Below are 24,265 nucleotides of genomic sequence, written 5' to 3'. Positions count from 1 at the left end.
TTTAAAGTTCTATATCAAAAATACTGGTGAATCTGGTATTCTCTTTTTTAACTCGTTTTTCAATCCATTTGAAAGAATACTCAAGTAGGACTGCTGTAATATAGTAAATAATAGATAACGAAATATAAACTTCGAGCGCGTGATTGCTTAGCGTAATTAATGTTTGTCCTCTACCTGACATATCCATCACACCTATCGAAAAAGCTAGCGAAGTATCTTTCAAATACCCAATGACTAAATTCCCAAAATTCGGCAATGCTTGATAAAGTGCTTGAGGCAAAATGATACGTAAAAATGTTTGGCGCCCGTTCAGCCCGACACTATAAGCCGCCTCCGCTTGGCCCGCATCTACACTATTTACACCAGCCCGGATAACCTCTGCAATGGTCGCCGCACTACTTAATGCATACGTTGCAATAGCGGCATAAAGTGGATCCATTTGCGATAAATCAATCCCGAATATGCCAAAAAGTGCTGGAATTCCGTAAAAAACAATAAATAATTGCACCATAATTGGTGTTCCACGAAAAAATGAAATATATATGCGAGCAAATTGATTTAAAACAGGAATCTGATAAATTCTTGGTAATGATAAAATAATCCCTAATATAAAACCGAAAATAAGCGAGAGTGCCAAGATATATAACGTAATTGGTAAATAACCCGCTAACGTCGGAATAAAATCAGCAATCATTTTCACATCAAACGCTTTATCCATTTAAATGGCACCCCCAATTTTTTAATATTGTTCTTTTGAATAATCTGCACCAAGCCATTTTTCACTCAATTTTTTCAATGTCCCGTCATCAATAATGGATTGAAGTGCTTTATCTACGTCCTTGCTCAGTTCCGTTTTATTTTTACCAAGCATGAAATATACCTTTGCATTTGATAAAACATCGCCTACTACTTTTTCTTTGATGGCACTTGTTTTATTTTGGAAATCTACAGCAAAAGGTGTGGAAATTGTTGCATCCGCGCGACCTGTTTTTAGTTGGTTGGCTGTATCATTAGAACCTTGTCCCTCATATGCGATTTCAAAATTATTGCCTTGTTCTTCATTGATTTTCTTTAAGACGAGCGCGCCATTTGACGTCGCACTTGTGATAACACGTTTTCCAGCTAAATCTTTTGTATCATTTATGCTGTTATTACTATCTAATACGGTTAACTGTAATGGGAAATTATTATATGCTACATCGTTAAATAAAAATTTCTTCTCGCGTTCTTTACTTTTTTCCATTTGATGCGCTACAATATCCACTTTTCCGGCACCAAGACTAACGAGTAAATTAGAAAAATCCATCGTTTTAAACTTGAATTTATAGCCTGGTAAACGTTTGTCAATTTCTTTCACTAGTTCAACGTCATAACCCGTTAATTTGCCATTTTCATCTAAAAAGCAAACATTAGGAAACTGTGTACCTGTTCCGACCGTGATTGTTTGAACTTTTTTATTTGCTGCTTCTGGTTCGTCTTTCGCTCCACATGCGCTTAATGTTAATGCGACTACAAGGCCCAGTGCTAAGATCCCATATTTCTTTTTCATTCTTTCTCCCCCTTTTTTATGTCCAGCTAGGTATTCCAAGTAATGCGGCATCGAATTTTTCCGGAATTAAAATTTTCCGCATCATCACACCGACATCGCCGTCCTCTTCGTGTTCAAAATAAACTTCATAACCGCGGCGCAAATACATATCAAGTAGCCACGGATGTTTTCTAGCAGAAGTACCAAGCGTAAGTGCCGGAGCTTTAAGAGTATCGCGAAGTACCCGCTCTTCTACATAAGTTAATAATTTATCACCAATCCCTTTTCCAGCTAGTTCTGGCGCTGTTGCAAACCACCAAACAAATGGATATTTAGAAGGAGGCGAACTACTCTCCCACGGAAAACGAACAGTAATTGTAGAAATTAATTTACCATTCCGTTCTAAAACAAAAGCCGAAGAATTAACGATATTTTCGGTAACCATCGCTAAATCTGCATTAGTAGAAGGCCAATCGATTCCCAGTTCTTTCACAGACTTAAAAGCACTCGACAACAATTCCAAAAACTCTGGCGCATCTTCCACAGTCGCCACTCTAAAAATATCTTCTGCCATTTTCTACTCGCCTCCTTAAACTTCCACTGAATTTTGATTTAATAACGAAATGAACTGATTTAATGCACTATCCAGTCGTTCTTTCGCCGTAATTTCAATTTCATAAAGCCCATCACCCAGCCGCTCGATTTGCTTATCAACCGTAAACTGACCTTTCAAAATTATCTCAGCCCCTAGCTCTTTTAAAACTGGATCTAGCGCGTACTGTAATGCAAGTAAATGTCCATTTGATCCGCCAAGCCCTAGCGGCAAAATCACTTTCCCTTTTAAAGCTTTGAGCGGTAAAAGGTCTAAATAAGCTTTTAACACGCCTGAATATGCAGCTTTAAAAATGGGTGTTGCGATAATAACGCCAGAACTGGACTCAATTTCACTATTTGCTAAATGAATATCAGGATGCGTAAAATCGGCCGTTACTAATGCTTCTGCTTGAATTTTGTGCACTTCGATGATTTTAACTTCCGTACCATTATTCGTTAATTGATTTGCTGCTAGTTGAATTAAACCGTTCAGCCGAGATTCCGTTTTGATACCCCCAGCAATAATTGTCACTTTTCCCATCAAATCGCCCCTTTTAATTCCCATCAACTTACTTGGTTTTTAGATATTAGCTATACTATAAAGTAAAAGATTCTGTTTGGCTAATCAAAAAAACTAATAGCTAACCACAGTAATACTAATACTTCTATTCTAATCCGCATTATTCCTATGAATTTTATCAGATTAATAAATTGCTTCTGGCTATTTTACGGTGTATACTGTTAGAAATATCAAAAAACTCCAATATGAAGGGGGAATTATATTGGAATTTAGAACCATTAAAACTTTTTATACGGTAGTAAATACGGGAAGTTTTCAGCGGGCTGCAGAAGTATTAAATTATTCGCAGCCGACTATTTCGATGCGAATTAAACAACTGGAACAAGATTTGGATGTGCAGTTGTTTGAACGGGGGAAAACATTAAAACTAACCCACGCCGGCAGATTGTTTTATGAAAGAGCAGGTCAGCTAATCGCTCAATATGAAGTACTGGATCATACAATATTTGATTTAAAAAATGGCAATGCCGGCCTTATTAAAATAGGAATCTCAGAACCTAGCGCGAGCCTCGTCTTACCACAAATTTTAAAACAATTTTTAACCGATTTTCCAAAGCTAATGGTGAATGTTTCTGTAGATGATGCTAATACGTGTAGCCAAAAGTTGATTGACGGGGAAATTGATTTTGCCATTTGCGGAGAACCTGAGCTAATTTTGGAGAACTTTTATTTTCCTTTTTACCATGATACGCTTGATTTGATTGTGTCAGAAAACCATCCTTTAGCTTCTCGGACGTCTGTAGAATTGCTTGATTTGCGCGATGAATGCTTTATTTTCACTCCAGCAAATTGCCCGATTCGCATCCAAATTGAGCAACATTTAAAACGTGCCATTGGTAGTGATTATAAAAAAATGGAACTCACTAGTAGCATGTCTCATAAGTATTTTGTCCGTGAAAACGTTGGTGTTTCAATCTTTACGAGCACAGCACATTCCGAACTCCTAGAAGGAACTGTTCGTATTCCGATTAAAAATTTACCTATTTCACCTCCAATTGGTCTTTTAACTAACCAAAAAGAAAAAGACTTTGATAGTACCACGAAAGAATTTATTGACCGGATTATTTATTATTTTGATGATAAAAAAAGCAGTTAGACTAAATAAATAGTCTAACTGCTTTTTTTCGTTAAAATTCTAGTTGGAAACTTGCTTCAATCGCAAGAAGATTATCTCGGTAAACTTTCATTTCTTTCCTCGTAATTATCCCTTTTTCAAAATAATGTTGAATTGTTTCCCGTTCAATTTGAGAAGCTAAATCAATCGTTGTTTGTAGTTCTTCATTATCTGTTTCTTTTTTATGTTTGCCATAACCTAAGGCTCGTTCAAAATTCATTAAATACAAGGAAATAATTTCAGGGTTAAATTCGTTTTTATCAAGTTCATTTAACTTTTGAACGACGAATTGATTATTTTCATTTTGGAGTTTAGCTCGCTCTTTTCTACGTTCTTCAAAAGAAAGTGGCACTATGCGGAAATCACGAATACTATGACTTAAAAGCTGACGGTATCTCATTCTCGCCCGATATTTTTCAGCTCTTGTTTGGACATAAAGTCGTTTCCCAAGCCGCATCATAAGCGATAACCCAACCCCGGTGTCAATTTTCCGTTCGAATACGAGCCTTCTTGTATTTTCAAGTTGCCATTCTTGCGTTAAACGCCGCAGTTCTTTCTCAGTAGCACTCACTTCTTTATGTTCCATTAACGAAAAAATTCGGCCATTATACATTTTTAGTACATTATTCATTTCTACTTCATTCTCGTCTGTTTTATAACGTTGCAATTGACCGACAACATCTCGTAATAGCGCAATTGCAGTAGTATGATCGGCTACTACAACCTCTTTTTTAGTAGCAAAAAGAGGTAATGTGAAGTTAGCTAAAAGTAGTGTCGTAATAATTACTCCAGCGGCAATAAAAATCAATAAATCACGTTCAGGAAAAGCATTGCCCTGACCTAAAACAAATGGTAGGGATAGCGCACTGACTAATGTAATCGTGCCTCGTACACCTGCTACAGTATACAAAAACGTATTTTTTAGCCTGCTCACTAAATCTGCATGGGGATTTTCCTCGTAATTGCGGAAAAACAAAATCCATAAGAAACGAAGAGCAAGTAGTAAAAACGTTATTCCGAAAATATATAGGAACAACATGCTTTTATGTATCCCCGTATCTTCCCAAATAGCTGTCATAATTTGCGGCAGCTGAGTCCCAAGTAAAACAAACACAAGCCCATTGAGACTAAAAATAATTACTGACCAAGTATTTTTAGAAAGCAAATTAAGTTGCGCCATTTCTGGATTGATTTTTTTATAACTAAACGAATGCACCATTCCCGCGCTAACTACAGCTAAAATACCATTAACTCCAATCTTTTCCGCCACCATAAAAATTAAAAAAGGCAGCAAAATTTCCATTAACATAAAAGAAGTCATATTTTCAATTCCGAGTTGGCGCAGACCACGCATTAGCACGATTTTCAGTAAACTAAGCACCACTCCAAGCGCAATCCCCCCTAGCGAAAGCAGTAAAAAACTTGTTCCAGCAGATATAAAGGAGAATGTTCCCGTCACAAGCGCTAAGACTGCGAATTGAAAGGAAACAAGTCCAGAAGCATCATTGATAAGCGATTCTCCTTCTAAAATATGCATAATTTTATGTGGTACTCTTACTTTTTCAGCTAACGCTCCAACCGCGACCGCATCAGTTGGCGCTAGTGCTGCAGCAAGCGCAAATGCAGCCGCGAAAGGTATCGCTGGAATTAAATAATGAATAAAAGCTCCTAAAACTCCCACGGTTACAAACACTAGACCAATTGATAATGATAAAATGGCTTTTCGATTTTTCCATAACGATTTTTTATCCGTCCTAGCCCCGTCATTAAAAAGGATTGGAGCCATAAATAGTAATAAAAATAACTCAGGATTTATATCCATCGTATGATCTCCGAGCGGAATCGCCAAAATAATCCCTAGTAGTACTTGAATTAAAGGCACTGCAATACTAGGTAAAAATCGACTTAACACATTTGATAAAAAAACTGCACTTAACATTAATAAAATCAGTTCAAAAATCTCCATTAATACATCCCTCGTTCCCGTTTCCGTGCCAATTTTTTAGTCTCTTGGCCAGAATTTATCCGTTCTCATACTAACAAAATTATTTTTTGAGAACATCCGTCTCTGTATGGAGTTTTTCATGTTTATTTACTTTTTCTGATAAACTACTTGTTCATTAACAACTGTCATCATAACTTCTAGATGACGAAGTTTTGCAGGTTTTATTAGGAAAGGGTCTTCTGCTAAAATCGTAAAATCCGCTACAAATCCAGGGGCAATTTGACCACGGGTAGTCGTTTTATAGCTTGCAAACGCAGCCCCTTTTGTATAAAGTTCGATTGCTTCATATACGGTAAGTGATTCTTCTGGCCAATATTGCACACCATCCAAATCTGCGTTAGCCGTTCTTGTAACAGCGGCATGAATCCCCAAAAATGGATTAGGCACTTCAATCGGGGCATCACTACCTCCAGCTAATGGAAATCCTGCTCGTAAAAGCGAATTCCAAGCAAAAGCAAGTGGCGGATGATTTTCACCAAGCACATCGATAGCCCACGGAAGATCACTAGCCATAAACTGTGGCTGCACATCAAATAATATCGGTAAGCCAGTCGCTTCTGCTATTAGTTCTTTTGTAAGCCAAGGTGTATGAATTAATCTATCGTATTGTCCTTCTTGAGGCGGGTTTGCTCGTAAAGTTCGAATCACATTAGCAAAAGCTTGATCGCCTAAAATATGAATCGCAACAGGTAAACCCGCTTTTCTTGCTGACTGAACTAAATCCTCAAAAGCTTGATTGGAATGAATTTGTAGTCCTTTTTCGTTCGTATTATCAGCGTATCCCGCACTCATTAGCGCCGTACGCGAACCAACTGTACCATCATAGAAAATTTTCATTGCGCCTAATTCTAAAAATTCGTCACCACTTATAAAACTTTCTTTAGAGGCTGAATAGTTAGCTAGTTCTGCATGATGAATTAACAAATGTGCGCGAAATGGCAATCCATTTGCTCCCACCGTATTCCGAAAGGTTGCAAAAGTAGATTTAAATCCCGTAAAATAATGTAAGTCTTCCGAATGTGCGCCGGTTATTCCTTTAGACCATAAATCTGTTATTGCGATTTTTAACCAAGCGCTTAATTCAGCAGGTGTCACCGCCGGAAACGCGTCTATAGCAAGCGTTGTCGCATTATCTCTTAAAATACCAGTAAATCCCCCAGCTTTATCACGAACAATTTCACCACCGCCATCAAAAGCGTTTTCCGAAAAGTTTTCGATGTGCGCTTTTAAAGCCGAATTAATCGACACACTATGGTAATCAATCCGTCTAACTAAAATTGGATTGGTTTTACTTACCTCATCCAAATCAGCTAAAGAAATCAATGTTTGTTCATCTGACCATTTATTTTCATCATAACCCTCTACAAACAACCATTCCTCATTTGCAAGTTGCTTTGTTCGTTCAAGAATAAGTGCTAATGCCTCTTTTTTAGTGGTTGTTTGATTTAAGTTCAGTCGCTCTAAAGCTTGTCCGTACCATAGCAAATGGATATGCGCATCAACAAATCCCGGAAAAACTACTTTCCCTTCCAAATCGATTGTTTCATCAATTTCAGTAGCATATTGTTTTTTGAGGTCCGCTACTTCACCGACGGCATGAATATGACCATTTTTTGTTAAAACAGCAGAAACTTGCTCACCTTCTGCTGTCATTTGATAAAATACACCGTTTTTCCATAATTTCATTTTCTATTCCCCCTGATTGATGGAAATTTTCAAGACTGCTTTTTCTTGTTGGTCCTTTTTCTGTAAAATTTGTTGTAATGTAATGCTAACTAGTGCACATCCGAGTAAAATAAATGCGCCAATAAATAAAGCTTTGATGCCGCCTAAATTTTGAACTACAATTGCTCCTAAAAATGGCGCGAGCATGCGAGCAGCTGTAGCCATTCCGTTCACTAAGCCTTGATATAAACCTGCCGCTCCTTTTGGTGCAAGTTGATAAGCAATGGTTGGAATCGCTGGCCAAGCAAACATTTCGCCGAGTGTTAAGAAAATCATCCCTAACACAAAGCCGCTATATACGCTTGCATTCATTGCGACAACAAAAGATAAAATAAATAAGAAAATACCGATATAAATTTGCGCCAGTAAGTATTTTTTAAATCTATTAACAACTGGAATTAAAATTAATTGCCCAAGTACAATAAGAGCGCCGTTTAAACTCCATAAATTACCGTATTCACTAGATGTCACACCTTTTATTTCCGTCATATAAGTAGAAAGATTGGACTGCCACTGTACGTGCGGTAATTGGCAAAGTAGGTATGTCAGTAATAGTAGCACAAAAGAACATAATGCGAGCTTCGTTGGAAATTCTCGTTTTGCTCCTTTTTTACGATGCTTTGTTTCTACATTCACTTTTTCTGATTTCCAGTCTATTTTATGGAAGAAAAAGAAAAAATAGCCAGCAAATATAATTGCAAATACAAAAGAACCAATATATACGTGGCTCATTCCTTGTTTTGCTAATAGACCTGCAAGAAGCGGACCTACTGCAACACCGATATTTTGAGCTACGTAAATCGCATTAAATCCTGTTCTACCGCCAGTTGGATGCGTTAATCCTGCCGCCGCGTAAAGCCCTGAAAACACCATTCCCATTGCAATACCAACTGCCCATAAATTCCAAATAAAGAACGGAAATCCATGGAAGAAACATAATGACGCTGTTGAGAGCACTAATATTATCGTACCAATTGTAAGTGAAATAAACCCTGAAAAACGGTCAAAAATAAGGCCACCAATAATACTAGAAATAATTCCTACACCTGAATTAATCAACAATACTAATGAAGCATCCGTGGTTGACATACCCAATTCTTGCGTCATGTATATCATATTAAAAGGCCAAATAAATGATAGCCCTGTATATAGTAACACCATTCCAATAATAACAATCCATAAATCCTTTGGTAACCATTTTGTCATTTTTTACACTTTCCCTTCTTAAAAACTAACCTTTTTTAGGTTATCACAACCAAGCGCTTTCGAAAAGAAAAATTTCATCAAAAAACCACCTAGCAAATTATGCTGGTGGCTAATAAGGGACTGGCAATAATTCCCTATCATGGTTATTCTAAGTGTACTATGAATTGCATCATTTGTCTGTGAAAATGTTAGAAATATCTTAATTATTTTTTTCTAATAATAAATCATATTCTAAATCTCTTAAATAAGAGTGAAATTGGGATACATTTATTTCAAAATAATAACCTAATTCATAGAGAATGTGTCGTTCTTTCAATTCATTTAATTGAGCTAAATAGGACTCTTGGGGGAGTTTTTCCATAATCTCTTGACGAAAGTACCCTTGTGCTATTTTCCAAGAAGTAGTATGAAGTTTATCAGGCATTTTATTAATAAACCATTGGATACAATCCTTTGTTTCTCGTTTTAAAAAGTTCATTTCTATTGCAGTTAAATCTTCCAGCTTTACTTTATCCATGTTTTTCACTATATCAGCAACATATGTTAAAGGAATTTTCCATGCAACGGTTTTACTTAAAGGGTGAATTTTTGTCTTTTCTCGAATAAAACCAAGAATACTTCCTTTTCCCCAGGAACTATTTTTTTCTGCATATTGTGTTACGCTTCCTTCATCAATCGCGTAAACAAATTCACTATTTTCAGGACAATAAATAATATCATCCTTATTCCAATAAACCAATTCGGCTACCTCTTGAAACTTCGGATTACTAGTTAAAGTAAAAATTAACTCCATAGTAAACATTCCCATCATTTATCCTGCCTCCTCAAAATCATTGCGAAACTGCAACTTCTTTAATCATAATAAAAAAAGAGCGAGAGGTAAGTTCCTAAAGAACCATCTTCTCGCTTCTTTTGTCTATTTTGTGACAAAATTAATATATTTCTTTTTAAAACGTTATATTTTTAACGTTTTAAGATAAAACTAGATAAAAAAATAACATTAATTCTGATGTTCTCCCTTTCTAATAACCCACCAAAGGGATAAACAAGTAAAACCTTGAAAAACAAAAAACAATCCTAAGATAATTCCAATAGCAATCGCTACTAATGTATTCGTAAATAGCGAAATAACTGCAATGATGATTCCTAAAATCCCCATGATGAGTAGTAAAGTCCAGCCCGGGAAACCTTTTACAGCGAAAGCCGTTAAAATTCGTAAAATCGCTGAAGCTAATATCCAAATTGCAAAAATGATAATAAAAATGCGTTCTGCCATATTTGATTCAAAAATGGCAAAACCACCTACCAAGATAGATAATATCCCATCCAACATAATCCATTTAGAAATACTCCAATATTTACGTTCTCCAAAATAAGAAATAACTTCATTAATACCATTTAGCACTAAAATAATACCGATAAAAATAGTTAGCGCTTGAAGAGAAGTACTCGGATTAAACATTAAATAAATACCAAGTCCAACCATAGCTATACCAAGGATTAACACAAAATAAGTATATAACTTTCTCATCATTCCACTCCTTTTAATGGTTAGTAAGTAAAGATCCAGCTGCCTCATCTATAATAAAGACAACATTTGGATGATTTCGCAAAATAGAAGCCGGGCAATCTACGCTAATAGGTCCTTCTAACAACCCTTTAACCGCCTCGGCTTTACGTTCACCTGAAGCTGTTACTAAGATTTGTTTTGCATCCATCATATCCGCAAGCCCCAGTGTAAGCATTTGGGATGGCGCTTCTTCTTCTTTTAGATTGTTATACATGATGGTACTTTTAATGGTAGATTCATCGCTATCTGCTAAAAATAAGCGAGCATCAAATGGGGTACCTGGTTCATTCGCACCAAGATGACCATTTACTCCGAGTCCTAAAATCTGTAAATCACGTTCATTTTCTTTCAAAACTTCCTTGTAACGGGCAATTTCATCCGTAAAATCATCTAAGCTTCCATCTAACAATTCTACTCTTTTTGGCATTTTGGTGATTAAATCATAAAATTTTTGATGCATATATGTATAGACAGTAAAAGATGCCTCTCTTTTAGCCACATATTCATCAAGGTTCATTAAAAATACCTTTTCAATTGGGATTTCACCAGCGTTAATTCCTTTAACAAGTCCTGCAAACATCCCATCAAAACTCGCTCCTGTTGTTGTATTGATAACTGGATTATCATTTTCTGTAATTATTTGTTTCACTACTTCAAGAGCTTCTCGTGACATTTCTTCATATGTTTTTGTTTTAATTAATTTCATCAAAATTCCTCCTCCATATACTACTCATTACCCAAACAATATTTTCTAAATCAAGTTATGTTTTTCGAAGCTTGCATATAATCCATCTTCATCAACCGATTTAGTAACTTCATCAGCAAGTTTTTTCAACTCTTCTTTAGCATTTCCCATTGCAATGCCAGTTTCACAATACGCAAGCATTTCTGCGTCATTCATACCATCACCAATCGCAATGGTATCTCTTTTGTCCGCACCAATATGCGCTAACAGAAACTCAATTGCTGTTGCTTTATGAATATCCGGAACCATCAATTCCCCACTGTCTTCTCCAAAAATAGGAACCGTACAATGCAATACTTCAAATTTACCACTAAATTCTTTTTTAATTTCTTCAAATGGTACATCTTTGTTTTCTAAAAAACATGCTTTATTAACATCTGAGCGGTAAAGGTTCGTTTCACCGTAAGTTAAACTTTCCATAAACGGATGTGGGTTATTAACTTTTTTCTCACGTGCTATTGGATCATTTTCCACATCGCCGTAAACTAAACTATCTAAGTGGGCTTCTAAGTTTTCACTAGCAAACAAGCCACCGTTTGATTCCAAATAAAAATCTAAATTCTTTTCGCGGAAAAAATCAACCATATGAACAACATCTGCATCCGCTACTTTTTTATGATAAATAGTTTCATTGTCTACTTCGATATAACCCCCACCAGCCCCAATAATTCCATCAAAACCAATGGATAAAATGGACTCATAAAGCTCTGGTTTGGACCGACCAGTACATAAATAAACTTGATGCCCATTACTTCTTGCTTTTATTATGGCCTCCCTTGCCGATTCTGGTACAAGCCCATCATCACTCACTAGTGTGCCATCTACGTCTACAAATACTATCTTTTTCGTCATGTAATACCTCTTTTCGTCTGTTAATAGTCTAATTATAGCATTTCTTTCATAGGAAGACGTTCAATTATATAACAAAAAAACATCGAATAGTAATAACTGTTACCATTCGATGTTTTTTATTTTATTTTAACACTGGCCAAAATGCTTTATTTTCACTAATCATTTCATCCAACACTTTTTTAGCAACCGTTGCATTCGGAACTGATTGATTAAGTGTAAATGCTTGTAATGCTTTTTGATAAGAATTTTCAAAGTAGGCATCTACGAGTAATTTTTCTGCTGCAACTTGTGCTTCCATTAAGCCTTTATGGAAATCTCCAATCTCTGGCAAAGCAATAGCTTCTACACCGGTCGCCCCAACATAAGCTGGTACTTCAACCACCGCATCACTGCGTAAGTTAGGAATAGAGCCTTTATTTTCAACTATTAACATAAAGCGACTTTTCTCATCATTTAATAAGGATGTAGCAATATCAACAATATATAAACCATGCACGCCAAAGTAGAAATCAAGCACATCTTCTTTTTCTTTATTACGGATTTTGTCAGCCATTTCTTGAGTTTTTTGCTCGCGGCCGTCCATTACTGTATTAGCACGCGTATAATTTGGATCTGCATAATCTACATACATATCCGGATACAAATAATATTCTAAATAATTATTTGGTAAGTTATCTGGGAAGTTTTGCACCATAAAGCGAATCATATTAAATGCGCGGTTCCAACTTGGGTCTTCTTCTTTGATTTCTTGAACTTTTAATTTCTCTAAAAGCTCTGGCATAATATCACGTTTCAATGATTTATCATAAATTTTGGTATACCAACCAAAGTGATTCAAGCCATAGTAAGTAGCAACCCAGTTATCGCGGTCATATCCATAATTTTTTGCTAGTGTATCTTCAATACCAATTGTCATATCACAAACATTAATCATTCGAATACCTGGAAATTGTCTACGTACTGCTTCAGAAATAATTGTTTCCGGATTCGTATAATTTAAAATCCAAGCTTCTGGAGCGTATTTTTGAATAAAGCCAACTAATTCTAAAAGTGGGCCAATGCTGCGAAGTCCATATGAAAATCCGCCAAGTCCACATGTTTCTTGTCCGACTAAGCCATGTTTAAGTGGGATTTTCTCGTCTTTTTCACGCATTTTAAGTCCACCAACACGAATTTGTGAAAAGATAAAGTTAGCGCCAGTAAAGGCTTCTTCTGGGTTGGTTGTCTGAACTAGCTTAATACTTGAAAAGCCTTGTTGCTCTAGCATATATTGCAGAATTAAAAACATGTTTTCATTTCTGGATGCTTCAATATCGTATAAACGAATTTCACTTACTGGAAGTCTTTCTTGTCCGTTAAGCACTGCTTGAATAATTCCTGGCGTGTAAGTACTTCCACCACCGGCGATAGTAATAATTTGTTTTTGCATGCCTTTCACTCCTTAAAAACTTACTCATTATTGTTATAAATAGTTTGTAATAACTCCACGCATTCACGATAAGTGCTACATTTGCTTATTTGTTCTACATACGATTTATTAGAAGCTATTAACGATAAAAAATCATTAATTAATGGCGCTTCCGTTCCATCTAATTCTTCAATCATTGGAATCATAATTAGACTAACCTTGTGACTATCCCAAATAATTGGCTTTTTCATAATACAAATAAAAATACCACTTTTAATCGCAACATTTTTAATTGGATGAGGTAAAGCAATCCCTGTTGGTATAGCTGTTGAAAATAACTGTTCCCTGCTAAATAATTTTTCCGTAAAACCAGTCGGTACATATCCTTTACTTATACAATATTCACTTAAAAAATCAATTGCATTATATTTCTGGTCATATTCATAATTGGTCAAAAATAAATCTTCATGTAAATATTTTTCTTTAATATAAGCAAATTTTTTCATTTTATTAGCTTCTATCGTTGCCGAAAGCTGTTTTTTTATTGTTACTTCTTCAATTAAACCAATATTGTTTGATAAGACAATACACGGGACTTCCACAGGCAAATCAATTTTTTTAGTAGAAATACACAAATCAACATCTACATTTTCTGAAAGTAGTAATTGACACTGTGTATTATCGGTAATCTCTATAACTTCTACGTTTACGGGTCTTAGTACTTCTGCCAATTGCTCTCGTAAGTAATACATCGCAGCTTTACCTTCTAGAACAATGAGTGCAATCCGTACCACTTGGTTAAGTTGATGTTTAGCTTCTATTTTTCGGTAGTATTGGTATAAATACATTACGAGTAGAATAATTTCTTCTTGATTGAGAATTACTCCTAGACGTTCTAATAACTTTTCTCCGATGAAAATGGCAATATCTAGTAAGTAACTGTACTGCTGCGTGATGATATGTGTCACTTGATTTTTAATGACAATACCTCTTTTAGCCCTCTCAAGTGCGATAAAAATATGTTTTGTCATATCGCTAGTTACTTCTAAATCAGTTGTAAAATCTATGAGATAAACATGCTTAATTTCTTCAAGAATGAGTAAAATTTCTTGGTAAAGTTCGCCTTCTAAGACCTTTTTAGTAGTCACTTGATTTTCAAAATTATTCATCGCAACAATTTTTTCATATTCAGTCAAAATAAATTGTTTCATTTCAGCAGAAATCCCATAACCCGCTTCCTGCTCTAACGCATCAAAGAGCTCTCTTAAAAACGGGTTATCGATTTCTGTAACAGTTGATTGGTCTGGATGTTTTTTTAAGAAACTACTACTATAAATTATTTGCGTTAATAAGATGGTTTCATCAAAATACTTTAAAACAACCTTATGTTTATTAATCATTTCTAATACTATTTGACGAACTTTTTCATTATTAATTTCTAGAAAACAATTGGTAATTAAGATTGTTTTTAATGACTCATCTAGCTTTGCGATGCGGTTTAATAATTCCATTTTCGTAGTTGGTGTGGCACTTATAGCGTAAATACCATCACTAGAATGAATGACTACATCTAAACCTAATAATTGTTCAAAGTAGCCCCGCAACCACTGAATATCACGTTGGATGGTAGATTCTGATGTGAATGTTTCGGTTGCATATTCGTATATATCTACTCCATCATCTACAAGTAATTTCTTAATTAATTGCGCCATCCGGTTTTGTTCAAACCCAGTTTCTTCCTCAACGTCAACCGGAAAAGGTTTCTCCATATTATAGGCATATCCTAACTTTTTAGAAGTAAAGATAAAGTCCTCTCCTATATTTTCTTTAATAACACGTATATCGTTTCTAATTGTCCGATCGCTTATTTGAAATAAATCCGCTAATTTTTTTCCAAGCAACCAATTATTTTCATTATACAGCGTGCTTAAAATATTCTTTTGACGTTGATTAAGCATTTTTAATCACCTATTTCATTTTTTTGGAATATCATGATAGGAAATTAATTCTACATTATTTTCATTTAAAAACTGGCGCATTCTCGGTGAAATTAAACTTTCTAATTCATTCGCGCGTGGCGTAGAGAATGTTGAATTTTCCAGAATAAAAGTATCTAGGTAACCAGGATGTGTCATGATTTCAACATAATCATAACACAAAATAGAAGCTGCATTGTCATAAATATAGTCTAAGTTATCATATTCACCATACGGGATTTCAAGCGGCTTTTCCCACATAAACTCGACATGCTCAAAACCTTTTGTATCATGATTTCTAAGTGGTATCCCAATTTCTTCTGCTAGCCTTTTCGCGGCATTAGTAACGGCTGGATAAATATCTGTTGAAAATAAATGGCTATCCAAGTGGCTTGGCTTTTTCTTCATAAACTCAGTAAAACGATAATATTGTGCTTTAAACTCTTGGTAAACCTCTTCTTCGTTGTACGGATATTCAGGAGTAATAAATTTAGGCTTTATTAATTCGCCGTCTTCATTCACTAAAGTTGCTCCATTTGTTAGCGGTTTACCAAGTGTCAAATTAAGATGCAAGCCAATTCCGAGCGTTGGTGTTTTTTTAGATAACTCTACCGCATGTTCAAAAGCTGGCATAGTAACCATTAACGTTGTAGAAGTTAATACACCTAAATTATGTGCATCAATAATTCCATAATTGATAGCTCTTGTGAACCCAAAGTCATCTGCGTTGATAATTAGTTTCATAGCTTTTCTCTCCTTACTTTTCATCTAAACGCTTATACAGATTAAGCACGGATTTAACTAAGTCAGAGTATACAAAAGCATTCATTAGATGATCTTGTGCGTGAATTAGCAGTAAAGAAAGTTCTTTAGAGCTACCGTTTGCCTCTTCTTGAATCAAAGACGTTTGAACATGATGGGCTTCTCTTAAAGATTGATTTGCTTGCTCGATACATGCTTCTGCTTCTGCAAATTCACTTTTTTCAGCGTGTTGGACGGCTTTTAAAAACAAGGAAGACGCATCTCCTGCACTTGATATTATTTTAAAAGATTGTAATTCAGTGCCTTCCATTAGTTTCCCTCCGTCGTAAGTGTATTCGTTCCAGCTTCTTTAATTTTTTTAAACGCAGCAATAAGAATTGGTACTGCATTCATATTGCCATAATCTTCTTTATCAATTACTTCTACAGGAACTTTTAACCCGCGTTCTGTTGTAGCTTCTATTACTTGTTCATATGCCATTGATAATTGCGGCCCGAGTAAAACAATAGACACGTTATCTAGGTGGTCAGAATATTCATCTTTCCCCCAGGCTTCAATTGTAATTCCTTTATTCTTAAACTTTTCTGACGCTGCAATAGCCTCTTCCATCTTTTTTACTAAAATAGAGGTGGATAATCCGCCAAAACATACTAACATAATTTTCATGTCTATCGTCCTTTCCTACTAAAAATCAAAATCGTCTAGACTAGCTTCTTGGTTCCCACTAGTTTCTTGTACAAGTGCTTCTTTTTCAGCAATTTTAAAGAATGGATAGTAAATAAGTGCTGAACAAACCAAGATAAGACCAAGTACAATAATATATCTCCAGTCAAAAGATGCAACAATGGCCCCGATTGGAACTGGTACATATGGAGAAACCATCGTAAATGGATTCATAAGACCTAGCTTGATTGAGAACCATCCAATTAAAGCTGCAATTTGTGGCGCAACCATCATTGGAATAAAGAATCTCGGGTTTAAAACAATAGGAACACCAAACATTACAGGTTCATTAATACTGAAAAATGTTGGAATTAATGCCAATCTACCTAGCGTCTTATAACGTTTAGATTTAGAGAACATCATAATAACAACGAGCGCGCCTGTTACTCCTGCTCCTGTTACCCCAACGATACTCCACATAAAGTCTGGAGTGAAAATAAGCATGGAAGAAAGTGGTTCACCTTTTGCAAGTGCTGCTGCATTGGCGTCTACGTTCTGGAAAGCTACACTTAACCAAACCGGCGCCATAACAGAATATCCGTGAATACCAAACCACCATAATAATTGCTGGATAAAGATAATCAACATAATTCCAGGTAGCGTGTTTACAAGCGAAGTCAGTGGTGAGAATAATGTTTGAATAAGCTCAACAACTCGAATACCGCTAAGTGATTCAACACCAAAGCTTAAAATTGCCACGATTAAAACCGAGAATAAAATCGGCCATAAGTTTTCAAAAGAACGTAAAATCGGCGTTGGCACACCTTGACCTAAATTAATTGTGAATTTCAATTTATTTTTAAAAATGTGTAGGATTTCTACAGATAACAAACTAATCACTAAAGCTACAAAAATACCTTCGCCGGCAAGATAAGTTACATCACTTCCTCCAGCTTCAAGTGGTCTTACTGCTACTACAACAAAACTCATTAAAGCTGTTACAATTGCCCCAATATCCCACAAATTACGCTCTTTTGCATAATAATATGCTACGAAAATCGCTACATATACAGACATTAATCCAAAGGTAGCAAAATGAATCGGGGAGGTAATGTTATTGATATATTCAGCAACAGCAGCAATCCAACTAGGTAGTTTTGGGATTCCTCCTAATTGCTGGAACAATACCGGGACTGCACCAACTAAAGTTATTGGAACAAGTGCCATCATTCCTTGACGTATTGCCTTCATCTGGGTGTTACTTTCTAATACTTTTGCAAATGGTAATAGCCATTTTGACAGAAATCGTTCTAATGCTTTCATTAATTTTCATTTCCTTTCACTAAGCTGTTATACGTTCATGATAGCGCATACAAAAACACCTCACAATTAATCTTATTTCCTAAGCATAGGAAATCCTTTTTAATACAAAAAAATCCCTATAAAGTAATTGCTACTTTATAGGGATTTCGCTATTTTAGTTTTCTAATGCCATTAATTTTTGATTATCATCAAGTGCTGATTCATGTGCATCATGGCGTTTTTTCAAATGACTCATTGATAGGTAAAGTAAACCGATACATGCAATCATAATAATTGTAAGAACGAGCATCGACATACTATATACATTTGGTCCCATACCTGCTGCCAGTGACTCTCTAAAGGCATAAATTGAATAAGTCATTGGTAAGAATGGATGGATTAAATTGAAGAACCATCCAGTAAGTGGCATTGGGAATGTTCCGCCTGAACCCGCTAATTGAACAATGAGTAATACCATCGCGATAAATCGACCTGGATTATCAAATGTCATTGCAAGTAGCATAATTAAGAACATGTAAGCAAGAGCTGTAATAATCGCTGTTCCAAAGAACTCAACGATATTATCTGGTCTTAATCCTAACGCTATCATGATGCCGCCTTCTAGAAGAGCCATCGCAACTGCTGCGACAAAGCCAAGTGATAGTTTACTTAACCACCATTTGTAAGCTGGTTGACCTTCCATAGAAACACGTCTAATTGGCATAATGAAGTTAAATACAAGTGCACCAACGTATAAAGCAAGTGACAATACATATGGTGCTAATGCATGTCCGTAGTTACTTACGTGCGTATATTCATTATGTGCGAGTTTTGTTGGAGCAGCAATCATGTTGAATGTTTTGTCAGTTGCTTTTGTATCTTTCACTTGCTGTGCACCGTCTGCAAGTTTGTCTGTTAATTCTGTGCTACCATCTGTTAATTTAGTAAGTCCATCACCCAATTGGAAGGAACCGTTCGCTAGTTTGGAAGAACCATCGGCAATTTTCGTTGAGCCATCTGCTAATTGTCCTACACCTGAAACTAGTTTTGGTGAATTAGCGGATAATTGATTTAGACCACCTGCTAATTGGCTTGAACCAGCTTGTAGTTGATTTACGCCTCCAGCAAGTGTTGGAACTTTTGCAGCTAATTGGTTTGTTCCGCCTTGTAGTTCTGTTGCGCCTGAACGTAATGCGTCTGAATTGCTTGCAAGTTTATTACTTCCATCATTTAACTGACTTAAGCCGTTTTCCATATTTGAACTACCGGCAGCAAGTTGTCCTACGCCTGAAGTTAAAGTTGGAATTTGGTTGTTAAGTTCATTTGTTCCTGCAACTAATTTGGCATTGCCGGCTTGTGCTGATTTTAGTCCAGCTGTTAATTGGTTCGCACCACCGAGTAAAGTTTGACTGCCCGAACCATTGATTGCTTGATGGATACCATTAAATGCTTCTGTAGTTCCACCATAAACCGCTTTATAACCAGCTGAAATTTTCGCTACACCAGTTTGCAATTCAGTTACTTGTGACTCTAAAGCTGCTAAATCAAGCGCTGATAATCCACTTTGTAGTTTTTCTACAGTCGCTACTTGAGTGGCAGATTTTTGTGATTCTTTATCTAAATCAGCTTGAATTGCATCAATAATTTTTTGTTTATCTTCTGCGCTCACACCGTTTGTTGCATTAATTTTTGCTTTAATTGCTTCGGCATCGAAGTTCGCATTGGATTTAATAAAAGTTAAACCATTTTGTAAATCAGTTAAGCTTTTTTGAAGTGCTTGTAGTTGTTTAGCGAGTGCTGCATCTTCACCGTTTACATTTTGATTTAATTGGTCGATACCTTGTTGTAAATCATTCATACCTTGTTTTAATTTAGCTATTTTACCTTGGCTATTAGTTAAATTACCATCTAGTTCTTTTAAACCTGCTGAAAGTTTATTACTGCCATCAACTAGTGAATTTAAGCCAGTTGCCAGACTTTTTTGACCGTCGTTTAATTGTGTTACTCCAGATGCAAGAGCTGGTACGCTGCCATTCATTTTGTTTAAACCAGCAGAAAGGGCAGTAGAACCATTGTATGCTTGGTTAATTCCACCAGAAAGTGTATCTACTCCTGATGTGTATGTCGAAACTCCATTTGATAATTTCGTTGCTCCACCGTCAAGTGCAGCCACACCGTCTTTAAGTGGCCCTACACCAGCAGCAAGCGTTGAAACACCAGCATTTAGTTTATCGCCACCAGCAGCCGCAGTGTTCACGCCATCTGTGTAAGTTTTTAAACCAACTTCTAACGTATTAGCGCCATCTTTGAACGTTAAAGAGCTATCTGCGAGCGTTTTTAAATTAGTAGAAATTGTTTTATTACCTTCTTGTGATTTCACGAGACCGTCTTTAATTTTTCCAGAGCCATCAGCGGCTTGAGCGAACCCATCACCAGACTCTTTAATTTTATCGAAAATTGCTTCCGCGTATGATTTTGTTACCTCAGCGGAAACCTCGCTTTTCAGTTGTTTGGCTCCTTGTTCACTCACAACTTGTCCTAAATAGTTAAGCGAGCCGTTTGTTTTATAGGTTAATTCCATTTTTTTCGGATCTTTATCTAAAACGGATGCTGCATTTTTAGAGAAGTCTTTTGGAATTGTGACAACCATATAATATTTGCCATCTTTTAAACCTTGTTCCGCGTCTTCTTTGGAGAGGAAATTCCAATCGAGTTCTTTGTTACTTTTCAGTTTGGTTACTAACTGATCACCAACATCCATTGTTTGACCGTTATAATCAACCGGTTTGTCATTGTTAACTACCGCTACTGGTAAATCCCCTGTTTTGCCATACGGATCCCAGACGGATTTTAAGAAAAAGCTTGCATATAAAAGTGGAATAAACAGAATAACTACAAATGATAAAAGTAGTATTTTGTTTTTAAATAATTTTTTCCACTCATTTTTTACCATATCCATTTTATTACCGCACTTCTTTCTTTTAAAGATTTATTACGCTTCGTTCCAATCTATGATAGTGGTTCGTTCTTTCCCAATAACTTGCTCTACTAAAACAGATAATTTTTGCGAGAATAAATAATTAGCGTATTCTTTATCAGCGTTTCTAAAAGCACTTGTAATGGTGTGTATTCCGGACTCTGCAAATTCATGATAGTCAGAGAAAACAGTGTGGATTAAGTCGGAATCTGGGTATGTATCAATTTTCCCCTCCACTGCTTCTACAATGTCCAGCAAATTAATTTCTTCAGGGTCTTTAGCAAGCGTGAAACCACCGTTATTACCCGACACTGAATTAATCAGCCCGCTAACGACTAGCTTCCTCAAAATTTTACTAATATAAGACGGCGACGAATCACGCAAACGGTGATGAATAGTTACGGAAGAAATGGGAACATCTACCTTCTGGGTGTACAACATCGTCATAATACAAAAAACCTGATCCATACTTTTGCTCAACTTCATAATAAAAATCCTCCCTCTTCCCATTATTACCTTTCAATATCCTTAATGGACATTCAACATCTATATACAATACACCCATTTTTTTTAAAGTGCAAGCCTTTTTTACTAAAAATGGAAAAAAATTTAATGAATGCGTTTTTATGAAATTAGCATTCCAACAAATTTGCTATTTTACAGGCATATTAATGTATTTCATTTATCCATTGGTTACTATAAACTAACAAAAGAAGCACTATCAGTGGATATTCTTTAAAGACCATCCACCGATAATGCTTTCATCGAAATATTTTGCTTTCTTAATCAAAATCATAAATATATACTTCTATACCTTTATCCGTAAGTGTTTTTCTAATAATAGGTTCAATAATTTCCCATTTTCCGCCAGCCAATCCACACCCAATTCTAGGCATATGAATACTCGCTTGCTGCTCTTGCGCAATTTTAGACAATTTTTTTAAACAGCTTTCTACTGCTTCATATCGAATGGGAGCCCCTTTTGATCCTGTTTTTGTTCCTTTCTGTCCAACCATGTTACAAACACTAATATAATCCAACACTGGAACCAGTTGAATTTCTCCCAATTTAAAATTATTTTTGCCCTTATACCATTTTCTATACGCTTTTTCTGGCTCTTTCCACTTTCTAGAAATAGCTAAAACAAAACCTTTTCCCCAACCACCAACATCATTACAAATATGTGCGATAATTTTATTTCCTTTTGCCATCGGATTTGTAGCGTCGCCTTTTAAATAAATAATTTCTGTCATTTTCTCCACCTCTGTAAATTTATTTAAACATAGTTATATCATTAATTATTTTTTGTAAGTAGTATAACATGTCATTAAAATCCGTTAATGCATAAACTACCACCGGTTCTTCCCAATTCAAATTTTTTATTACAAAAATTTTATATTGCTCCCCATAAAAGCCAACATCTAACAGTAAATCATTAGGATATTGAACTTGTAAAATATCCTCTTTCAAAAGACCACTTTGATCAAGAAAAGTAATATTTCCATTTTTGTAATTTATTTTTGAAAACATTTAATTATACACCTCTTCTACTAAATTGGCCTTTTCCGTCTCTATTTATAACATAACTTTCAAGCAGATTCCACCTTTACAATAAAAAAATACCAACGAATCGTTAGAAACGTTGGTATTATAGTATACCGGCGGCCGGGGTCGAACCGGCACGCCCTTGCGGGCACAGGATTTTGAGTCCAGCGCGTCTGCCAATTCCGCCACGCCGGCGTAACAATATATTAAATTATAACTTTAAAACATTAATTATGCAAATGGAGGCGCCAACCGGATTTGAACCGGTGATAAAGGTTTTGCAGACCTCTGCCTTACCACTTGGCTATGGCGCCGCACAATATTCAACTAAAAAAGCGGAAGACGGGGTTCGAACCCGCGACCCCCACCTTGGCAAGGTGATGTTCTACCGCTGAACTACTTCCGCATTAACTGGGCCAGCTGGATTCGAACCAACGCATGACGGAGTCAAAGTCCGTTGCCTTACCGCTTGGCTATGGCCCAACAATTATAATAGTTTTATAAAAACAAAAAGGGCGGATGATGGGAATCGAACCCACGAATGCCTGAACCACAATCAGGTGCGTTAACCACTTCGCCACATCCGCCATTATTTTATATATGGCAGGGGCAGTAGGAATCGAACCCACACTGGAGGTTTTGGAGACCTCAGTTCTACCTTTAAACTATGCCCCTATAATAATGGTGGAGGGGAGTGGATTCGAACCACCGAACCCGAAGGAGCGGATTTACAGTCCGCCGCGTTTAGCCACTTCGCTACCCCTCCATATTAATAAAAGAAAAAAAGTGGCTTGGGACAGAATCGAACTGCCGACACCTTGAGCTTCAATCAAGTGCTCTACCAACTGAGCTACCAAGCCATAATGGCGGTCCCGACGGGATTTGAACCCGCGATCTCCTGCGTGACAGGCAGGCATGTTAACCCCTACACCACGGAACCACTCTATTGCGGGGGCAGGATTTGAACCTACGACCTTCGGGTTATGAGCCCGACGAGCTACCAGACTGCTCCACCCCGCGACAATATTATTATAAAACTAATGGTGGAGGTTAACGGGATCGAACCGCTGACCCTCTGCTTGTAAGGCAGATGCTCTCCCAGCTGAGCTAAACCTCCATAATTACTATTCTACTCTAAAAACATGAAATTGTCTCTAATAGATTAGTAAAAAATGACCCGTACGGGAATCGAACCCGTGTTACCGCCGTGAAAGGGCGGTGTCTTAACCGCTTGACCAACGGGCCTCAGTAAGAAAATGTTACTTTATTATTACGTGTAAACGGAGAGCAAGGGATTCGAACCCTTGAGACAGCTTACACCGCCTACACGGTTTCCAACCGTGCTCCTTCGGCCACTCGGACAGCTCTCCAGAAAATGGCTCCACAGGCAGGACTCGAACCTGCGACCGATCGGTTAACAGCCGATTGCTCTACCAACTGAGCTACTGTGGAATAATACATTGCCCGGCAGCGACCTACTCTCGCAGGGGGAAGCCCCCAACTACCATTGGCGCAGAGAAGCTTAACTACCGTGTTCGGGATGGGAACGGGTGTGACCTTCTCGCCATAACTACCAGACAATATTAAGTTGTTGAAAGATTGCTCTCTCAAAACTAGAGAAGAAAGTTTTCAGTTAGGTAACTTCGTTTCATTTTTTGGTTAAGTCCTCGATCGATTAGTATTTGTCCGCTCCATGTATCGCTACACTTCCAC

Annotated in this window: 22 protein-coding genes, 14 tRNA genes and 1 rRNA gene; 1 reads left to right on the top strand and 36 read right to left on the bottom strand. The window is 36.6% G+C overall.

The features are described from left to right. Position 1: 1 nt before the first annotated feature. From HCB45_RS09230 to ssuE, 4 genes are read right to left on the bottom strand one after another with little or no spacing between them, the layout of a single operon-like run. Positions 2–718 (bottom strand): amino acid ABC transporter permease, encoded by a 717-nt coding sequence (locus tag HCB45_RS09230; protein WP_185619651.1) that lies wholly within the window; start codon positions 716–718, stop codon positions 2–4. Positions 719–739: 21 nt separating this feature from the next. Then, entirely contained in the window at positions 740–1,549 is an 810-nt protein-coding gene (locus HCB45_RS09225) for an amino acid ABC transporter substrate-binding protein (protein WP_185319427.1), read from the bottom strand. 16 nt (positions 1,550–1,565) lie between these two features. Next, the gene (locus HCB45_RS09220) at positions 1,566–2,102 is read right to left on the bottom strand and encodes a GNAT family N-acetyltransferase (protein ID WP_185319428.1); all 537 of its coding nucleotides are present in this window, start codon (positions 2,100–2,102) and stop codon (positions 1,566–1,568) included. A gap of 15 nt (positions 2,103–2,117) precedes the next feature. Beyond that, positions 2,118–2,663, bottom strand: a complete 546-nt coding sequence (gene ssuE, locus HCB45_RS09215) for an NADPH-dependent FMN reductase (RefSeq protein WP_185619649.1) — start codon at positions 2,661–2,663, stop codon at positions 2,118–2,120. Between the two features lie 241 nt (positions 2,664–2,904). On the opposite strand from ssuE, the gene HCB45_RS09210 reads away from it, so the two are divergent. Further along, entirely contained in the window at positions 2,905–3,798 is an 894-nt protein-coding gene (locus HCB45_RS09210; RefSeq protein ID WP_185319430.1) for a LysR family transcriptional regulator, read from the top strand. Positions 3,799–3,829: 31 nt separating this feature from the next. Here the strand turns inward: HCB45_RS09210 and HCB45_RS09205 are convergent, their stop codons facing one another. From HCB45_RS09205 to rrf, 32 genes are all read right to left on the bottom strand, one after another. Further along, complete coding sequence (locus HCB45_RS09205) at positions 3,830–5,782, bottom strand: Na+/H+ antiporter (RefSeq protein ID WP_185619647.1); 1,953 nt, start codon at positions 5,780–5,782, stop codon at positions 3,830–3,832. A gap of 126 nt (positions 5,783–5,908) precedes the next feature. Next, positions 5,909–7,507: an amidohydrolase gene (locus tag HCB45_RS09200; protein ID WP_185619645.1), complete on the bottom strand. Its 1,599-nt coding sequence runs from the start codon at positions 7,505–7,507 to the stop codon at positions 5,909–5,911. Between the two features lie 3 nt (positions 7,508–7,510). Beyond that, on the bottom strand, positions 7,511–8,752 hold the full coding sequence (locus HCB45_RS09195) for an MDR family MFS transporter (protein ID WP_185619643.1): 1,242 nt from the start codon (positions 8,750–8,752) through the stop codon (positions 7,511–7,513). A 199-nt stretch (positions 8,753–8,951) separates the two neighbouring features. Continuing rightward, entirely contained in the window at positions 8,952–9,563 is a 612-nt protein-coding gene (locus tag HCB45_RS09190; protein WP_185319434.1) for a hypothetical protein, read from the bottom strand. A 189-nt stretch (positions 9,564–9,752) separates the two neighbouring features. Then, entirely contained in the window at positions 9,753–10,283 is a 531-nt protein-coding gene (locus tag HCB45_RS09185) for an HdeD family acid-resistance protein (protein ID WP_185619641.1), read from the bottom strand. Positions 10,284–10,296: 13 nt separating this feature from the next. After that, positions 10,297–11,028 carry a glucosamine-6-phosphate deaminase gene (locus HCB45_RS09180; protein ID WP_185319436.1) on the bottom strand — a complete coding sequence of 244 codons (732 nt, stop codon included), beginning with the start codon at positions 11,026–11,028 and terminating at the stop codon, positions 10,297–10,299. Positions 11,029–11,073: 45 nt separating this feature from the next. Beyond that, on the bottom strand, positions 11,074–11,919 hold the full coding sequence (locus HCB45_RS09175) for a Cof-type HAD-IIB family hydrolase (protein WP_185619639.1): 846 nt from the start codon (positions 11,917–11,919) through the stop codon (positions 11,074–11,076). Positions 11,920–12,040: 121 nt separating this feature from the next. Next, positions 12,041–13,348: a 6-phospho-alpha-glucosidase gene (locus tag HCB45_RS09170; protein ID WP_185619637.1), complete on the bottom strand. Its 1,308-nt coding sequence runs from the start codon at positions 13,346–13,348 to the stop codon at positions 12,041–12,043. Positions 13,349–13,368: 20 nt separating this feature from the next. Continuing rightward, entirely contained in the window at positions 13,369–15,285 is a 1,917-nt protein-coding gene (locus HCB45_RS09165; RefSeq protein WP_185619636.1) for a BglG family transcription antiterminator, read from the bottom strand. A 15-nt stretch (positions 15,286–15,300) separates the two neighbouring features. Then, positions 15,301–16,047 (bottom strand): carbohydrate deacetylase, encoded by a 747-nt coding sequence (locus HCB45_RS09160; protein ID WP_185319440.1) that lies wholly within the window; start codon positions 16,045–16,047, stop codon positions 15,301–15,303. A 13-nt stretch (positions 16,048–16,060) separates the two neighbouring features. Then, positions 16,061–16,375 carry a PTS sugar transporter subunit IIA gene (locus tag HCB45_RS09155; protein WP_003763713.1) on the bottom strand — a complete coding sequence of 105 codons (315 nt, stop codon included), beginning with the start codon at positions 16,373–16,375 and terminating at the stop codon, positions 16,061–16,063. Then, positions 16,375–16,731, bottom strand: a complete 357-nt coding sequence (locus tag HCB45_RS09150) for a PTS sugar transporter subunit IIB (RefSeq protein WP_185619634.1) — start codon at positions 16,729–16,731, stop codon at positions 16,375–16,377. Before HCB45_RS09150 ends, HCB45_RS09155 begins: the two co-directional genes overlap by 1 nt. An 18-nt stretch (positions 16,732–16,749) precedes the next feature. Next, positions 16,750–18,051 carry a PTS sugar transporter subunit IIC gene (locus tag HCB45_RS09145; RefSeq protein ID WP_185319442.1) on the bottom strand — a complete coding sequence of 434 codons (1,302 nt, stop codon included), beginning with the start codon at positions 18,049–18,051 and terminating at the stop codon, positions 16,750–16,752. Positions 18,052–18,205: 154 nt separating this feature from the next. Continuing rightward, positions 18,206–20,989, bottom strand: a complete 2,784-nt coding sequence (locus HCB45_RS09140; protein WP_185619631.1) for a YhgE/Pip domain-containing protein — start codon at positions 20,987–20,989, stop codon at positions 18,206–18,208. A gap of 33 nt (positions 20,990–21,022) precedes the next feature. Further along, a complete protein-coding gene (locus HCB45_RS09135) occupies positions 21,023–21,493 on the bottom strand; it encodes an Rrf2 family transcriptional regulator (RefSeq protein ID WP_185619629.1) in 471 nt (156 codons plus the stop codon). A gap of 296 nt (positions 21,494–21,789) precedes the next feature. Then, entirely contained in the window at positions 21,790–22,260 is a 471-nt protein-coding gene (locus HCB45_RS09130) for a macro domain-containing protein (RefSeq protein ID WP_185319444.1), read from the bottom strand. Between the two features lie 19 nt (positions 22,261–22,279). Next, a complete protein-coding gene (locus tag HCB45_RS09125) occupies positions 22,280–22,537 on the bottom strand; it encodes a hypothetical protein (protein ID WP_246414945.1) in 258 nt (85 codons plus the stop codon). A gap of 126 nt (positions 22,538–22,663) precedes the next feature. Beyond that, positions 22,664–22,747 (bottom strand) — tRNA-Leu (locus HCB45_RS09120). Positions 22,748–22,792: 45 nt separating this feature from the next. Further along, positions 22,793–22,866: transfer RNA gene (locus HCB45_RS09115), tRNA-Cys, on the bottom strand. A 20-nt stretch (positions 22,867–22,886) separates the two neighbouring features. Further along, positions 22,887–22,958, bottom strand: a tRNA-Gly gene (locus HCB45_RS09110). A 5-nt stretch (positions 22,959–22,963) separates the two neighbouring features. After that, positions 22,964–23,035 (bottom strand) — tRNA-Gln (locus tag HCB45_RS09105). 31 nt (positions 23,036–23,066) lie between these two features. Next, positions 23,067–23,139, bottom strand: a tRNA-His gene (locus HCB45_RS09100). 14 nt (positions 23,140–23,153) lie between these two features. Further along, a tRNA-Trp gene (locus tag HCB45_RS09095) sits at positions 23,154–23,227 on the bottom strand. Positions 23,228–23,234: 7 nt separating this feature from the next. Next, positions 23,235–23,318 (bottom strand) — tRNA-Tyr (locus HCB45_RS09090). A gap of 21 nt (positions 23,319–23,339) precedes the next feature. Further along, positions 23,340–23,412 (bottom strand) — tRNA-Phe (locus tag HCB45_RS09085). 4 nt (positions 23,413–23,416) lie between these two features. Next, a tRNA-Asp gene (locus HCB45_RS09080) sits at positions 23,417–23,492 on the bottom strand. A 6-nt stretch (positions 23,493–23,498) separates the two neighbouring features. Continuing rightward, positions 23,499–23,572 (bottom strand) — tRNA-Met (locus tag HCB45_RS09075). A gap of 21 nt (positions 23,573–23,593) precedes the next feature. Then, positions 23,594–23,669, bottom strand: a tRNA-Val gene (locus tag HCB45_RS09070). 56 nt (positions 23,670–23,725) lie between these two features. Next, positions 23,726–23,797 (bottom strand) — tRNA-Glu (locus HCB45_RS09065). 36 nt (positions 23,798–23,833) lie between these two features. After that, positions 23,834–23,922 (bottom strand) — tRNA-Ser (locus tag HCB45_RS09060). Between the two features lie 6 nt (positions 23,923–23,928). Next, positions 23,929–24,004, bottom strand: a tRNA-Asn gene (locus HCB45_RS09055). A gap of 10 nt (positions 24,005–24,014) precedes the next feature. Then, positions 24,015–24,130, bottom strand: a 5S ribosomal RNA gene (gene rrf / locus HCB45_RS09050). Positions 24,131–24,265 lie beyond the last annotated feature (135 nt).

Origin of the sequence: Listeria farberi (assembly GCF_014229245.1) — a bacterium.
Lineage (GTDB): Bacteria > Bacillota > Bacilli > Lactobacillales > Listeriaceae > Listeria > Listeria farberi.
This window is presented reverse-complemented; position numbering and strand designations above follow the sequence as displayed.

What these genes read in the sequence shown, in the direction of transcription:
- HCB45_RS09230 (WP_185619651.1), bottom strand. Translation starts at nt 718, where the DNA reads ATGGATAAAGCGTTTGATGTGAAAATGATTGCTGATTTTATTCCGACG.
- HCB45_RS09225 (WP_185319427.1), bottom strand. Translation starts at nt 1,549, where the DNA reads ATGAAAAAGAAATATGGGATCTTAGCACTGGGCCTTGTAGTCGCATTA.
- HCB45_RS09220 (WP_185319428.1), bottom strand. Translation starts at nt 2,102, where the DNA reads ATGGCAGAAGATATTTTTAGAGTGGCGACTGTGGAAGATGCGCCAGAG.
- ssuE (WP_185619649.1), bottom strand. Translation starts at nt 2,663, where the DNA reads ATGGGAAAAGTGACAATTATTGCTGGGGGTATCAAAACGGAATCTCGG.
- HCB45_RS09205 (WP_185619647.1), bottom strand. Translation starts at nt 5,782, where the DNA reads ATGGAGATTTTTGAACTGATTTTATTAATGTTAAGTGCAGTTTTTTTA.
- HCB45_RS09200 (WP_185619645.1), bottom strand. Translation starts at nt 7,507, where the DNA reads ATGAAATTATGGAAAAACGGTGTATTTTATCAAATGACAGCAGAAGGT.
- HCB45_RS09195 (WP_185619643.1), bottom strand. Translation starts at nt 8,752, where the DNA reads ATGACAAAATGGTTACCAAAGGATTTATGGATTGTTATTATTGGAATG.
- HCB45_RS09190 (WP_185319434.1), bottom strand. Translation starts at nt 9,563, where the DNA reads ATGATGGGAATGTTTACTATGGAGTTAATTTTTACTTTAACTAGTAAT.
- HCB45_RS09185 (WP_185619641.1), bottom strand. Translation starts at nt 10,283, where the DNA reads ATGAGAAAGTTATATACTTATTTTGTGTTAATCCTTGGTATAGCTATG.
- HCB45_RS09180 (WP_185319436.1), bottom strand. Translation starts at nt 11,028, where the DNA reads ATGAAATTAATTAAAACAAAAACATATGAAGAAATGTCACGAGAAGCT.
- HCB45_RS09175 (WP_185619639.1), bottom strand. Translation starts at nt 11,919, where the DNA reads ATGACGAAAAAGATAGTATTTGTAGACGTAGATGGCACACTAGTGAGT.
- HCB45_RS09170 (WP_185619637.1), bottom strand. Translation starts at nt 13,348, where the DNA reads ATGCAAAAACAAATTATTACTATCGCCGGTGGTGGAAGTACTTACACG.
- HCB45_RS09165 (WP_185619636.1), bottom strand. Translation starts at nt 15,285, where the DNA reads ATGCTTAATCAACGTCAAAAGAATATTTTAAGCACGCTGTATAATGAA.
- HCB45_RS09160 (WP_185319440.1), bottom strand. Translation starts at nt 16,047, where the DNA reads ATGAAACTAATTATCAACGCAGATGACTTTGGGTTCACAAGAGCTATC.
- HCB45_RS09155 (WP_003763713.1), bottom strand. Translation starts at nt 16,375, where the DNA reads ATGGAAGGCACTGAATTACAATCTTTTAAAATAATATCAAGTGCAGGA.
- HCB45_RS09150 (WP_185619634.1), bottom strand. Translation starts at nt 16,731, where the DNA reads ATGAAAATTATGTTAGTATGTTTTGGCGGATTATCCACCTCTATTTTA.
- HCB45_RS09145 (WP_185319442.1), bottom strand. Translation starts at nt 18,051, where the DNA reads ATGAAAGCATTAGAACGATTTCTGTCAAAATGGCTATTACCATTTGCA.
- HCB45_RS09140 (WP_185619631.1), bottom strand. Translation starts at nt 20,989, where the DNA reads ATGGATATGGTAAAAAATGAGTGGAAAAAATTATTTAAAAACAAAATA.
- HCB45_RS09135 (WP_185619629.1), bottom strand. Translation starts at nt 21,493, where the DNA reads ATGAAGTTGAGCAAAAGTATGGATCAGGTTTTTTGTATTATGACGATG.
- HCB45_RS09130 (WP_185319444.1), bottom strand. Translation starts at nt 22,260, where the DNA reads ATGACAGAAATTATTTATTTAAAAGGCGACGCTACAAATCCGATGGCA.
- HCB45_RS09125 (WP_246414945.1), bottom strand. Translation starts at nt 22,537, where the DNA reads ATGTTTTCAAAAATAAATTACAAAAATGGAAATATTACTTTTCTTGAT.